The organism is Mucilaginibacter sp. JRF, assembly GCF_015223065.1.
GTDB lineage: Bacteria > Bacteroidota > Bacteroidia > Sphingobacteriales > Sphingobacteriaceae > Mucilaginibacter.
Genome location: NZ_JADFBY010000003.1, coordinates 469486 through 482620, shown reverse-complemented (window position 1 = coordinate 482620; position 13135 = coordinate 469486). Strand labels below are relative to the sequence as shown.

Sequence of the window (13135 nt, the reverse complement as noted above, 5' to 3'; positions counted from 1 at the left end):
AATTTTGGGTAAACAATACGTTAACTTTTTGTGAACAGCAACATAAGGAGGGCAAAGCAGCCCGCATAACGTTCAGGATATTCAACCCTGATGCGTTTTTTCAATCGCTTAAGCGCTTCGGTAATATTGTTGGATACGGTTTGTTCGGCCAGGTTGAGGTTGCTGGCTATTTCTTTTACCGAGTAGCTATCGCTGCGCAGCAAAAAGCTATTCTTCATGTTAGCGGGCATGTTTTCAACCTCCTCGCTAACTATCCGTTCCAGATCAAAATATGTTGAGAGGTTTTGGTGTGAATGCAATAGCTGTGTGATACGCTCAAGCGCGTTATCCAGCACTTGCTGTTTTATACTTTCTGACCGGTATAAGTGCAGCACCTTCATTTTAACGGCACCCATCAGGTATTGCTTCAGGGTGCTGGTAATTTCCAGTTCGGTACGCTTTTGCCAGATGTCAATAAACACATTCTGTACAATATCCTTGGCCGACTCCTCATCATTCAGCCGGTTATAGGCTGACAGATAGAGGTATTTCCAGTAGTGATTATAAATACGATCAAAAGCCGACATATCGCCACTTTTAAGTAGTTGCAACAACTCTGTTTCGTTATTTATGTAATCACGGGTAAGCATGAACACAAATGTAAAGGCAGTACGTAAAGTAAATGTTAAATCAAAAAAGAAGAATTCAACCGTCCCCCCCCCCCCGCGAGGGGCATCGTAGTTAGTATGAAGTATGGGGCAATGATAATTCTATAAAAGAAAACGTCGGCAATGTTGATCATTCGAAAATAAGAGCCCGATAGAATTTGAGGGGGGTGATTGGGCATAAGCAGGTGTTGCCGGAAAATGGCCTGTATGTATGAAAATGCCGTTCATTTTTACATATACGATACAATATCAAAATACTGATAATTAGATATTTACAACCGGTTACTTTTGAATAATTAAATCGTAATCACATGAAAAACATCTGTACTATGCTTGCTGCACTATGCGTGCTGGCAACCTCCTGCAAAAAGGAAAACTCTACCCAAAAATCGCCATCTCAAAATGATTCAACCGCATTTTCAGTAAACTTTAATCTGGGCGATTTTAACGTTCAAAGCGGCGGACTACAAACCACCGGTTTAAAATCAGTAAATGCATTGAAGGATCAGATCAGCTATCTTCATTATGCAGTTTACAGAGGCAGTCCCAGCGATGAACGTTACGCTTACCAGGTTCGTAAACAGCTGATGCAAACTGCAAACGATGCAAACTTTGGGGCTATTACCGACACCCTTTACAGTAAAAGATATGGTATTTACTTTGTTGGCGCTAAAAACGCAGGTATTATTTACCCAAGTGAGATACATGGCACGGCCGGGTATTACATAACTCATCCTATTTACGATCCGCAAACACCAACCTTGTCTAAAGAGCTATATTATGCTAAAATAGATACAACGGTTACCAGTTCTATTAAAAAGTCAGTTACTTTAAAACGCATGGTGAGTATGTTTACCGTACGCATAAATGATATTATGCCGGCCAATGCTGATAAAGTGGTAATAACTTACCGCGACTACCCTCCGGGTTTTGACCTTGCCATAGGCACAGGAAGAATCAGGTTCAGGGAGGATTTGTATGATGACCTGGCAGTTACCTATCAGGTTACAGCAAGCGATAGAGGCAAAGAAAACTTTAGTGCCAGCACCGTTATCTGGCCTTATAGATACCTGGGTATAAACATAAGCTGCTACGATAAAAATGGCAACACAATTGTCAGCAAGGATGTAACTCCAAATTATGAGGATAGTTATTTTAATGTAGCAATTAACACGCATTATATTTGCGAGGGATCATTATTCGCACAAAGCGCAAGCTTCAAGGTTTCTGTTGATGAAAGGTGGAACGCGCCGATCAAGGTGCCGTTTAACATAAGCTACTTAAAACATAAAAAGTAAATATCCCTAAACTAATAAAAGGCTTATCATTATTATGATGATAAGCCTTTTATGTTTAACGACAAGTGCAATATTCATTGCTAACGGATTTAAAAATCCCCTATCTGTATACCTATCTTCCCGTAAAAATTTTTGTCGCCTTCCTTAAATTCAAGCAGGCTATGTGCTTTGCCGATTTCAGATAACGGGAAAACTTTGTTTAATACAGGCTTCAACTTTCCGTCCTCGATCAGCTTGGTGAGTTCGTCCAGTTTGTTTCTGCTTTGCCTGGTAAATACAAAATGGTAAGTGGCATTTTTGCCCCAGGCGTGTATCAGGTTTTGTGGCTTTTCAATATCAACTATTGTTACCACCTGCCCCAATTGGCTTAAAATTTTACCACTATCGGCAAGGGTGTTACCGCCTATGGTATCAATCACAACGTCAACGCCTTGATTATTTGTCAGCTTTAAAATGGCATCAATATAGTCTTCCTTTTCATAGTCGATTACATGATCAGCCCCTAAGCCTTTAAGAAAATCGTGGTGTACAGCCCTGGCTGTTGTATAAACTACGGCACCCATCGCCTTTGCCATCTGGATAGTAGGTATGCCAACGCCACCCGCACCACCATGTATCAGGATGGTTTGATTGATCTTGAGTTGTGCCCGGGTATAGAGCATTTCCCAGGCGGTACCGGCTGCTAATGGAAATGTGGCCGCCTCTAAATGGCTCACGTTTTTTGGCTTTATGCCGATGATGGCTTCTTTGGCTACATGATATTCCGCGTAGCTGCCTTGTCCGTTAAAGATTTCGGGCGTGTAATATACCTCATCACCCACCTTGAAATTCTTAACACCAGCGCCGATCTCTACGATCACGCCCGAAACATCATGCCCGGTGATAACCGGTAATTGTAATTCATTTTTATAGTCGCCCCGGCGTACCTGAAAATCCAGCGGATTTACTGATGTCGCCATTACTTTTACCAATACTTCATCTAATCCCGGTTTCGGGGTTGGTACATCTAATATTTCAAATTTTTCAACTGAGCCGAACTCGTTTAACACTGCTGCTTTCATAGTTTATTTATTTACTTGTTTGTTTAGTTATTTAGCTATTTAGGTAAAACTCTAACTATGTTACCAAATTTTTTATAGGTTATCCTTGATCAACTGAGCTAACTGTTGTATCGCATCCTCATTACGTTTATAATAGGTCCATTGATCTTTCCGGGTTGCTACCAAAAGTCCAGCTGTCGACATGTTTTTAAGGTAGACAGAAACTGTCGGGATAGACATTTCAGCCTTTTTAGCGATGTCTGAAACGCATACGCCCAGTGCCGGACTATAATCAGCTAACTCCTCAGCCGGGAAACATGCAAACGGATCTTTCAACCAGGTAAGAATATTCAAACGGGTTTGGTTAGATAACGATTTAATGACTTCCAGCAAATTCATGAAACAAATTTAGGTATTTACCTAAATACCTACGAGTACTTGTGTCTGATTTTACATTTGCATGTTAAAGCGCGGATAGCTATGTCAGAATTTTAAAATGCTTCGCCGTTAAATATGTAGAAGCTTGAGCCTTGCGGCGAAAAGCCGATATCAAATCTGAGATAAATATCCTTTTTAGGGAACAGCAGATACCTCAAGCCAAAGCCGCCCGATGGTTTTACATTTCTTAGGGACAACGCGCCAACTCTTGGCCCTACCACCGCCGCGCCTGCGAATACCGAAGCCCCTAAACGTTTATGAAAAGCGAATGGCAGCATCCTGAATTCAGCCTGTGTAGCAACAAGGTTTTTATCGCGATAGCGGCCCTGGTAGTAGCCCCGCATCATCATATCACCACCAATAAGCGCCATTTGGTTGAACGGTACATCGCCTGTTTGAAAGTTGGCTAGCAGCTGCCAGGCCAAAACATTGCGCTTACTAACCCGGTGGAATGATCGAACATCCACATTAATGGTATTAAAACCGCTGTTCCCACTTAACGACGACCAGTAGTGCAGGTATGATACCTCGCTGAAAAAGCCGTTACGTACGTTCAATACATTATGCCGGTTATCAAAAACCAGAGCGGCACCCAGCCCCAGGTTGGTTGAGCCATTTGCGCCGGTAGGTAGCTCAAAAGCGCCCTCGTCGGGTTGTTGAAAGTCAACGCCGGTTAGGCTATTAACGTCGATCTCGGGGCCTGCAAAAAAGTTATCGACCACTTTGCGCAGCACCCTTTGCCTAAAGTTTATGTTGAAGGCATCAACCACGGCATAATTATCGCCACCGGTATTGGGGCCAATGCCATAGTAATATAAGGGAAAGCGCTGTATGCGGGTGCGGCCTAAAAAGAACCATGCATCCTTATCACTGTAAATGGCGTTATCAAGCCAAAGCCCGTATTGCGCGTTAAAGGTAACAAAGGCGAAAGCCTGTAGCTCGCTCAGGCGGTTAAGCGAATCGTTTTTAGCCCTGAACAAATTAAGAACCGATGCGCCTACCTCGACGCCGGTTTCGGGTGCATAGCCAAGTGTGGGGTATACGGTGAAGCTGGCCTGCTCGGCCGATGTGGTATCATTAAGCAAACGGTGAACCTGCCTGCCCAACCACGATCGTTTTTTATCCTGCGCGGTAGCCTCATCATAATCGACACATACACATGCCAGCACGAAGAGTAAAACCGCTCCCTGTTTCAAATTTTATAGGTATTTGTTGATTTTACTAAAAATAACGTAAAATTAACCGATGGCATTACAGGAAATAAATATTTGACATTGGGGGGACGATTGCAATAGTTCGAGAAAGATCTCCCCTTGATTCTTAGTTAGCGATTTTCAATAAATATTAATTCTTAAAGCACAAAAAAAGCAGCCCCTCGGCTGCTTAAATATCTTTAGTTGCTTGAGCGGCTTTTGTCGCCGTCGGATATTTGTTTGATCAAACTGCCCCAGGCCAGTGGGTTAAGCAGCGGGTTAGGCTGCATCGAGTTTTGATTAAGTATGCGGTTGTGCAGTGCGCCTGCATTGGCAGTCTGTATCTCCCGGCCATCGCGGGCAAGGGTATTTTGCAGCGCCATTAATGATGAACGGCTCACATTCTTTTTAGCCACTTCTAAATCATCATCGGCCAGTTTCATGGCCAAAAAATCTTTCCTGAACTCATCGGTAGTAGCCCATGGGAATACCCTGAAAGTTGGCAGGTTAACTATCTGCGGCTTTAAGGGCACTTTAGTTGTAAAGCTTTTATTGGTATTGGCAGGTATAACCACAACAATAGGCGCATAACCTACTGAAGTAAATTTTACGCTGTCGCCCTCATGCGCTACAAAAGAGAAGTAACCCTTATAATTCGATGAACTTGCCGACTTACCGTTTGACAGATTGGTTACCGTAACATAAGGCACGGCAATACTGGTACTATCTGAATTAAAGGTTATACCCGAAAATTGAACCAAAGGCCTGTCAGGCTGCTGCGCGAAAGCAGCAGTGGTAAACATTAAAAATAATAATCCGATCAAATACTTCATCATCACTTATTATTCTACCACTTTGGTGCCAAAAGGTTTAATCCACGTCAAAAATATCCTGTTTTTCTTAAAACGAGGATGTTTTAACAATACTTAACAAATTACCTTAAGTTTTCGGGTAATACTGCGTTAGGGTCGTCTATATCGGTTAGGTTTATGGCTTCAACACCGGTAACCTCGGGCACGGCTTTTTTAATGGCCTGCTCAATACCGGCTTTCAGGGTCATGATGCTCATTGGGCATGAACCGCATGAGCCAAGCAATTTCAGCTTCACCACGTGGTCAGGAGTAATTTCCTCTATTGACACATTCCCACCATCAGCTTCAAGATACGGACGGATGCTATCCAGCGCTTTCTCAACCTGATTAATTAAATCACTCATTTTTATTCTATTATTACTGTAAAGTTAATAATTATTTACAACATTTTTATCCACCACGCCGCGGGCATTGTATATTGAAACCTGCTGCGCTACCATTTTGGCCATATCAATGAACGCGTTAGCGGTAACGCTATTGTCCTGCAAAATAACAGGCACACCGGCATCACCCGATTCACTTATGCTTTTTACCAATGGTATTTCTCCTAAAAACGGCACATCAAGCTGGTTGGCTAATTTTTTACCGCCATCCTGGCCAAAAATGTAATACTTATTTTCGGGCAGTTCGGCCGGGGTAAAGTAGGCCATGTTTTCAACTACGCCCAATATAGGCACATTAATGGCATCCATCATAAACATACCAATACCTTTTTTAGCATCGGCAAGGGCCACGTTTTGCGGGGTGGTAACAATTACCGCGCCCGTAACCGGGAAGGTTTGGGTTATGGTGATGTGTATATCGCCCGTACCGGGAGGCAGATCCACCACCAGGTAATCCAATTCTCCCCAATCGGCATCGTTAAATAACTGTTTTACCGCTGTTGATACCATTGGCCCGCGCCAAGGCACCGGCTGATTAGGATCAGTAAAGAAACCGATAGACAGTAGCTTTAAACCATATTTTTCGATAGGCTCAATACGGGTTTTGCCATTTTGCTGGGTAGCATTTGGGCGCGCGCCTTCCAGGCCGAACATGATAGGTAGCGATGGGCCGTAAATATCAGCATCAATCAAACCTACCTTAGCGCCGGCCTTGGCCAAGCCTAAAGCCAGGTTAACCGCCACGGTTGATTTACCTACACCACCTTTGCCTGATGCTACGGCGATAATATTTTTAACACCCGGTACACCGGTATCCTTTTGCGAGGTTACGCGCGAGGTCATGTTAATGTTTACCTCAACATCCTTACTTATAAAATGACCGATGGCGTTGCGGCAGGCATTCTCTATCAAACCCTTTAAAGGGCAGGCCGGGGTGGTTAATATTACCGAAAAGCTGAGGCGGTTGCCATCAATATGTATATCCTGTATCATGTTCAGGGTAACCAGGTCCTTTTTCAGGTCAGGCTCCTCAACATGGCTAAGGGCTTGTAAAACTTGTTCTCTTGTAATTGTCATTTATCTATATTAATCGCAAAAATATGAAAACCGCTTGGCTTTGGTTTTGTTACCGAAATAATTTACTGTACTTTAACGTTTGAAGCGGATAAGAATTAATTAGTTTTGGATAAAATTTACTGATGCGTCGCCTTAACCCGAGATATGTCCGGATAGCCGGAATTGTATTTGCCTGTATACTGATAGTTATTTTAATAAGTGGCTTTATTGCGTATTCAAAGCGCGAAGCATTGCTTCAAAAAGTTATTTACAAAGCTAAAGCCAAAGCCAGGAACGATTATAATTTAGATGTAAAAATAGGCTCGGCGCACTTTACCGGGCTCAGCAAGGTAGCGTTCAACAACGTATCCATTGTGCCCGATGATCGTGATAGCCTGCTGCGTATCAATAACCTTACTGTTGAGGTTAAGCTGATGCCGCTTATTTTGGGCGATGTTAAACTGGCTGATGTTACCCTTGAGGATGGCTTTTTAAGCCTCACCAATAACAAAGGAGTTAAAAACTTCGATTTTTTATTCCGTAAAAAGAAAACCAATACTGAGAGCAAAGGCAAGGTTGACCTGGCCGATCTGTCATACCACCTCATTAACCAGGTGCTGTACAAGGTGCCTGATAATTTGAATCTCAAAAATTTCAATATTTCCTACCGGGAAGATACTACCCGCATGAGCCTGCTGGCGCAAACCGCGGTTATTGATGATGGCGACCTGAAATCAACCATCAACGTAAACAACGGCGAATCAACCTGGCATTTGATGGGTAAGATGCATGCGTCAGATAAAGATATTGATGTAAAACTTTATGCTGATGGTAAAAAGATAGAGCTGCCCATCATCGAAAAAAAGTTCAAGGCCAAGCTTAATGCCGATACCATTACCACCCGTCTTACCAAAGTTGAGCAGGATGGCGGCGAAACCCGCATATTCAGCTATTGGGGCGCACGCAATCTTTTGGTTAACCACGCGGGCCTTTCAACACAGGATATTGTTATACCTAATGGCGCTATCGAGGCTAATATATTTATCGGCGAAAATTATTTGTCGTTAGATAGTACCTCAACCATCTACTTTAAAAAGATAACCGCGCACCCTTTTATAAAATACACGCTAAACCCGGTTAAGATATACGAGCTGAAAGTAAATACCGGCTGGCTGAACGCGCAGGATGTGTTTGATTCGTTTCCGGTGGGAATGTTTGAATCGTTGGATGGGATGAAGGTTTCGGGCAAGCTGAACTACGCGCTTAACTTTTACATGAATAAAAACCAGGTAGATAGCCTGAAATTTGATTCGCGTTTGGATAAGGATGATTTCAAGATCATAAAATTTGGCAAGGCCGACCTTACCAAGTTGAACAAGCCTTTTACTTATGTGCCGTATGAAAGGGGCAAGCCTATGGGCCCGCACCTCATCAGCCCTGAAAACCCGGAGTTTACGCCGCTTAACCGCATCCCGGTTGATATGCGCAACGCGATAATGACAGCCGAAGATCCATCATTTTACAGACATAATGGCTTTGTGGAGCAATCTATCCGCAGCTCAATAGTTACCGATTTTAAGGAGAAGAAGTTTGTGCGTGGCGGCAGTACTATATCTATGCAGCTGGTTAAAAACGCGTTTTTAAGTAGGAATAAAACACTCTCGCGTAAAATTGAGGAAATACTGATCGTGTGGTTGATAGAGAATAATCGACTAATGACCAAGAACCGCATGCTTGAGGTGTACTTTAACATTATTGAGTGGGGGCGTGATATTTATGGTATTCACGAGGCGGCAAGGTTTTACTTCGGCAAAAACCCGTCGGATCTTACCCTTGGCGAAAGTATTTACCTGGCCAGCATTGTGCCTAACCCCAAAGCGGGTTTGTATGCCTTTAACGGCGATGGTACCCTGCGACGGGGTTTACACGGTTACTTTAACCTGATAGGCCGCTTAATGGCCAGCAAAGGTTTAGTGGCACGCGATACCAATGCCTATGGTTTTTATAATGTTCGCTTGCGAGAAGCCTTAAGGCGCGAGGCACCGACGGATACTACGGCGGTTATTGACAGCACCATATTGCAGCAAAACCCGGATGCTATGCCGGTTGAGGAACCCGAAAAGAAACTAAATTTCTTCCAGCGCTTATTTGGCGGCGGTAAAAAAGATAGTACCGATAAGGAAGAAGAAAAAATAGATACGGCCGAATTACGCAAAAAGCGTGAAAAAGAGCAGGAAAAAGCAGATAAAAAGGAGCGTAAGCGCCGTGAAAAACAACGCCGGGATGAACTGCGCGAGCGGGGATTGTTTTAACATTTTAATAGTATGATTTACGTAACACTTTATATATGTGGACATAAAAAAAATATTTTTTTTCAGAAAGTAGAATGCTTGTATTTCTGAAAAAGAAAAATGCCTATATTACAGCCGGATTGAGGTGTAGGTATATATTATAAAAAAAACAAAATCAGGCAAACTCAACTACTCACTTTACAAGAAAAATTTAATGAACATTTTCGTAGGAAGCCTTCCTTATCAATTACAGGAAGAAGATTTAAGGGCCCTTTTTGAACCATTTGGCGAAGTTAGCTCTGCAAAATTAATTATGGACAGAGAAACAGGCCGTAGCAAGGGCTTTGGTTTTGTTGAAATGCCTGATGATGAAAGCGCACAATCAGCAATTGACGCGTTGAATAAAAGCGAAGTTAAAGGCCGTTCAATAGCCGTTAGCCAGGCTGAAAATAAAAAACCAAGCGGCGGCGGCGGTGAGCGCAGAGGCGGCGGCGGTGGTTTTAACCGCGGCGGTGGCGGCGGTGGTTACAATCGTGGTGGTGGTGGCGGTGGCTACAGCCGTGATGGTGGCTACAATCGCGACAAAGGCGGCGATCGCTGGCAATAATATTAAAAAAGGCTTTGAGCAAATGCTCAAAGCCTTTTTTGTGCCCATCATTTTTTTCTCGGTTTATTTGAGCGACAGAATGTATTTCACCATTTTATCAGCATCTGCTGCGGCAAGTGTTGCGTGAGGTGACATAGGTATTTGTCCCCAAACGCCTGAACCACCATCAATCACTTTTTTGGCAAGTGTTGCATAGTTGGCCGGGGTTGCCGGGTACTTTTTAGCTACATCAATATAAGCAGGGCCTACCAGCTTAGTATCAACCTTGTGGCATGCCAAACAATCAGATTTTGCTATCAATGCCTTACCTGCCGCTATATCAGCAGCGGAAGCGCCTTTTGCCGCGGCCGGTTTTTTAGCAGCCGCTTTTTTGCCTTTACTTTGAGCCTGTACTGTATTTATAGCCGGAGTGGTAAGCAATAACGCCAGCATCATTCCGGGGATAATTAATAACTTTTTCATTCGGTATAATCAGCTTTGTTTTTTTACAATTAATAAACTCAATAATAAGGTTTTGATTGTTCTGTGACATTAAAATTATCTAATTTTTAAACATTCTAAATAATATCTTCGTGTATTGCGTACACAGCGGCTATAACAACAGAAAGCGACCGGTATTTAGCCGGTCGTTTTTTATAATTCAGGTTGATAAGGAGTCGAAATAATTGATTACTATCAATTTAAACCCTCGGCCAATGATTTTATTTTAGCCAAAGCCTCATCCCAAGCTACCAACATGAGCTCCAGATAATCTTCGCCCATTGCGGCTGATATATCTAACACCGTGCTTCCACCCTTATCGGTAAGTTTATACACCTCGTGCGAGCCTTTATAGGCCTGGGCCTGCTCGCTGCTTACATCCTGCACGCCTTTGTAAATAAAGCCATCGTACTTTATAACCATTTCGGTATGCGGGTTATTGGTAACAATGTGGCCAATAATGCCATCGTTGGCCCCGTCAACAAATAATACATTGCTGCCCGTGCTCCAATCGGTTTCGGCGTAAGTGCCTGCCGAAAAAATACTCAGCCATTGCCGGTTCAATTCATTATTGAAAAGCGCTCGCCAAACCTTGTCGGCAGGGGCTGCTATTTCTATCTGCTTTATAATCGGTACAATTTTCATGGCGTTGCAGGTTTAGTTGGTTTGGGTATAACTTAACATCCACTGTATACCAAACTTATCGGTGAATGAGCAATAGTAATCGCCCCAAAACATTTGTTCAGGTTTCATTTGCACTTTACCACCTGCCGATAGTTCTGCAAAAATGCGGTCGGTTTCCTCCTTGCTATCCGTGCTGATGGATATATGCACGTTGTTACCGGTAACCAGGTTAAAGCCCATTGATTCGGGCGCATCGGTACCCATTAATATAGTGCTGCCCAATGGCAGGGCTATGTGCATTATCTGGTTGTTCGGCGCTTCGGGCATGTCAACACAACCTTCGGCATTTTTTGGCATATCGCCAAAACGCATCAGTGTTAAAAACTCGCCGCCGAAAATGGACTTGTAAAAATTGAAGGCTTCTTCGGTAGTACCGTTAAAGTTTAAATACGGGTTTGCTGATTTCATGGTTATAGTATTTAGTAGTGGTTATTGTTCAAGTTTACCTTTAAGGTTGCTAAGGCCAACATTCAGGTCGTTACCTATTAATTGCTCTACATCAAAAAACAGGCACATCAGGTTAAACGGATAAGGTACATGCTCCTCAAAACCCCAGGTCACCTTGGTTTCAGTAGGGGCAATGCTATCGGTTATCATGTAAGCCGGCGCAACAGCCTCCATAGGTTTGATGAAACGTATCTCGTAATCAACACGCTTGCCTTCCTCTATCTTCATGATCTCCTGCTCGCCCTTGCCTACACTGTCCAGTTTACTATCCCAGGCCGAGACAAAGCCAACCTGCCCGTCGGTTCCACGAAATGTAGGCTTCATGTTCGGGTCCATTTTGGCCCATTTACTGTACTCGTTTTGGTTTTTGAGGTATTTAATGTAATTGAAAACCTCGGTTTTAGGTTTGTTTATCACAATCTCTCTTTTGATGGAATAATCGCCGTTAACAAACAGTGCTGTAATAAGCGCTATGGCAATAATGGCCACAACAGTAAGCAGGATAATTTTCAGAATTTTCATGATCTTTTTGGTTTGGTATGGGTTTAATAAATTGATCGGTTATGATAAAGCTAATGCTATTTTTAAAATCAATCAAAATAATTGATACACCAAAATTAGGCTAATAATTGCTTGCTTTTGAGGGGCGAAAAGGGCAATATAAGGGGGCGTGCGCGACATATAAGGGCATAAAAAAGGGCATCGTATTTAAACGATGCCCGAAGGTGCATTTTGGTTAGAAAGGCCACACCACCGCACTTTCTACAAAATATAGAACACCTTGCTCTTTACCGCCGGATCTTCGGCTGGTTTATCTTCTTTATAATACTGCTTCAACATTTGCAGTATATCGCGCTCAATAGTGGCCGATATGGCTGTTGTTGGCGTATCAGTTGGTTTATTCTCAAATGGGTCCTGTAAGTGGATGGCCATCTTTTCAATTAAAAAGAACGAGCTGGCAATGGCAATAACCATAGGTATCTCTACCATCCCAAAAAACTCAATCAGCCCAAAGGGCAGCAAGGCTACAAACAGTATTAGCGCAAAGTGTATGTACACTTTATAGGTTGATGGAAACACCGTGGTCTTGATACGCTCGCAACCACCCATGTGGTTTGAAAAGCGTGTAAGCGTGGCATCCATCTCCACCTGCTGAAACTCGTTGATCCAGCCCAGTTTGTAAGCATGGCGCAAATCGCCACCGTGCAGCTCAAGCAACGCAACCGACTTGTTGCTGTAGCTTTTTATATATTCAAAGTCCTCGTTACAAAGCCATTTGTCGAGGCCGGGCATAGCGTCATGTCCGCGCAGTTGCTGGCTTAGGGCATAACACCAGGCTATCTGGCGTTTGGCCATGCGCTCGCAAAAAGCCTTTTCTTCAGCCGTACCGTAGTGGGTGTCAATATAGGTGAACAACTGGCGCGTTAACGTGCGCGAATCATTCACGATGGCTCCCCAAAGCGTGCGTGCCTCCCACCAGCGATCATACGCCTGGTTTGATTTGAACGCCAGCAGCAGCGATATAACCGTACCTAAAAGCGTAGGCACCGCTATTGGTATTGATATACGCGTGAAGTGAAAGTTTTTATACAGTAGAGCGATCAGCACGGCATACATTGTAACCATTAGCACCTCGATACGTATCTTCCCGAAGATGTATCTTACCGGAATATTCTCTTTCAACAACATCGCTTAACAA

15 protein-coding genes are annotated in these 13135 nt (G+C 43.3%); 3 read left to right on the top strand and 12 right to left on the bottom strand.

All coding sequences use genetic code 11. The annotated features are described in order from the left end of the window. Positions 1 to 20: 20 nt before the first annotated feature. Positions 21 to 629, bottom strand: coding sequence for a sigma-70 family RNA polymerase sigma factor (locus IM792_RS10855; RefSeq protein ID WP_194101864.1), 609 nt, complete (start codon positions 627 to 629; stop codon positions 21 to 23). Positions 630 to 958: 329 nt separating this feature from the next. Between IM792_RS10855 and IM792_RS10850 the strand changes: the two genes are divergently transcribed. Continuing rightward, positions 959 to 1945: a hypothetical protein gene (locus tag IM792_RS10850; RefSeq protein WP_194101863.1), complete on the top strand. Its 987-nt coding sequence runs from the start codon at positions 959 to 961 to the stop codon at positions 1943 to 1945. 89 nt (positions 1946 to 2034) lie between these two features. Here IM792_RS10850 and IM792_RS10845 read toward each other — a convergent pair whose 3' ends face one another. The 6 genes from IM792_RS10845 to IM792_RS10820 all read right to left on the bottom strand — a co-directional run bounded on the left by IM792_RS10845 (position 2035) and on the right by IM792_RS10820 (position 6948). Continuing rightward, positions 2035 to 3006 carry a zinc-dependent alcohol dehydrogenase family protein gene (locus IM792_RS10845; RefSeq protein ID WP_194101862.1) on the bottom strand — a complete coding sequence of 324 codons (972 nt, stop codon included), beginning with the start codon at positions 3004 to 3006 and terminating at the stop codon, positions 2035 to 2037. Between the two features lie 72 nt (positions 3007 to 3078). Then, a complete protein-coding gene (locus IM792_RS10840) occupies positions 3079 to 3384 on the bottom strand; it encodes an ArsR family transcriptional regulator (protein ID WP_194101861.1) in 306 nt (101 codons plus the stop codon). A gap of 92 nt (positions 3385 to 3476) precedes the next feature. Continuing rightward, on the bottom strand, positions 3477 to 4619 hold the full coding sequence (locus IM792_RS10835; protein WP_228085021.1) for a BamA/TamA family outer membrane protein: 1143 nt from the start codon (positions 4617 to 4619) through the stop codon (positions 3477 to 3479). 197 nt (positions 4620 to 4816) lie between these two features. Then, the gene (locus tag IM792_RS10830; protein ID WP_228085020.1) at positions 4817 to 5419 is read right to left on the bottom strand and encodes a hypothetical protein; all 603 of its coding nucleotides are present in this window, start codon (positions 5417 to 5419) and stop codon (positions 4817 to 4819) included. Between the two features lie 131 nt (positions 5420 to 5550). Beyond that, positions 5551 to 5832, bottom strand: a complete 282-nt coding sequence (locus IM792_RS10825) for a NifU family protein (protein WP_194101860.1) — start codon at positions 5830 to 5832, stop codon at positions 5551 to 5553. A gap of 24 nt (positions 5833 to 5856) precedes the next feature. Beyond that, positions 5857 to 6948 carry an Mrp/NBP35 family ATP-binding protein gene (locus IM792_RS10820; RefSeq protein ID WP_194101859.1) on the bottom strand — a complete coding sequence of 364 codons (1092 nt, stop codon included), beginning with the start codon at positions 6946 to 6948 and terminating at the stop codon, positions 5857 to 5859. A gap of 122 nt (positions 6949 to 7070) precedes the next feature. Here IM792_RS10820 and IM792_RS10815 point away from each other — a divergent pair, with 122 nt between their 5' ends. After that, entirely contained in the window at positions 7071 to 9239 is a 2169-nt protein-coding gene (locus IM792_RS10815) for a biosynthetic peptidoglycan transglycosylase (RefSeq protein ID WP_194101858.1), read from the top strand. Between the two features lie 193 nt (positions 9240 to 9432). Next, positions 9433 to 9825 (top strand): RNA-binding protein, encoded by a 393-nt coding sequence (locus IM792_RS21405; RefSeq protein ID WP_194101857.1) that lies wholly within the window; start codon positions 9433 to 9435, stop codon positions 9823 to 9825. A 63-nt stretch (positions 9826 to 9888) separates the two neighbouring features. On the opposite strand, the gene IM792_RS10805 is transcribed toward IM792_RS21405, so the two are convergent. The 5 genes from IM792_RS10805 to IM792_RS10785 form a co-directional block, all read right to left on the bottom strand. Continuing rightward, the gene (locus tag IM792_RS10805; RefSeq protein ID WP_228085019.1) at positions 9889 to 10287 is read right to left on the bottom strand and encodes a c-type cytochrome; all 399 of its coding nucleotides are present in this window, start codon (positions 10285 to 10287) and stop codon (positions 9889 to 9891) included. 213 nt (positions 10288 to 10500) lie between these two features. Further along, entirely contained in the window at positions 10501 to 10950 is a 450-nt protein-coding gene (locus IM792_RS10800; protein ID WP_194101856.1) for an SRPBCC domain-containing protein, read from the bottom strand. A gap of 12 nt (positions 10951 to 10962) precedes the next feature. Then, the gene (locus IM792_RS10795) at positions 10963 to 11397 is read right to left on the bottom strand and encodes a VOC family protein (RefSeq protein ID WP_194101855.1); all 435 of its coding nucleotides are present in this window, start codon (positions 11395 to 11397) and stop codon (positions 10963 to 10965) included. Positions 11398 to 11418: 21 nt separating this feature from the next. Continuing rightward, positions 11419 to 11958 (bottom strand): SRPBCC family protein, encoded by a 540-nt coding sequence (locus tag IM792_RS10790; protein WP_194101854.1) that lies wholly within the window; start codon positions 11956 to 11958, stop codon positions 11419 to 11421. A gap of 240 nt (positions 11959 to 12198) precedes the next feature. Continuing rightward, positions 12199 to 13125: a bestrophin family ion channel gene (locus tag IM792_RS10785; RefSeq protein WP_194101853.1), complete on the bottom strand. Its 927-nt coding sequence runs from the start codon at positions 13123 to 13125 to the stop codon at positions 12199 to 12201. Positions 13126 to 13135: the final 10 nt, after the last annotated feature.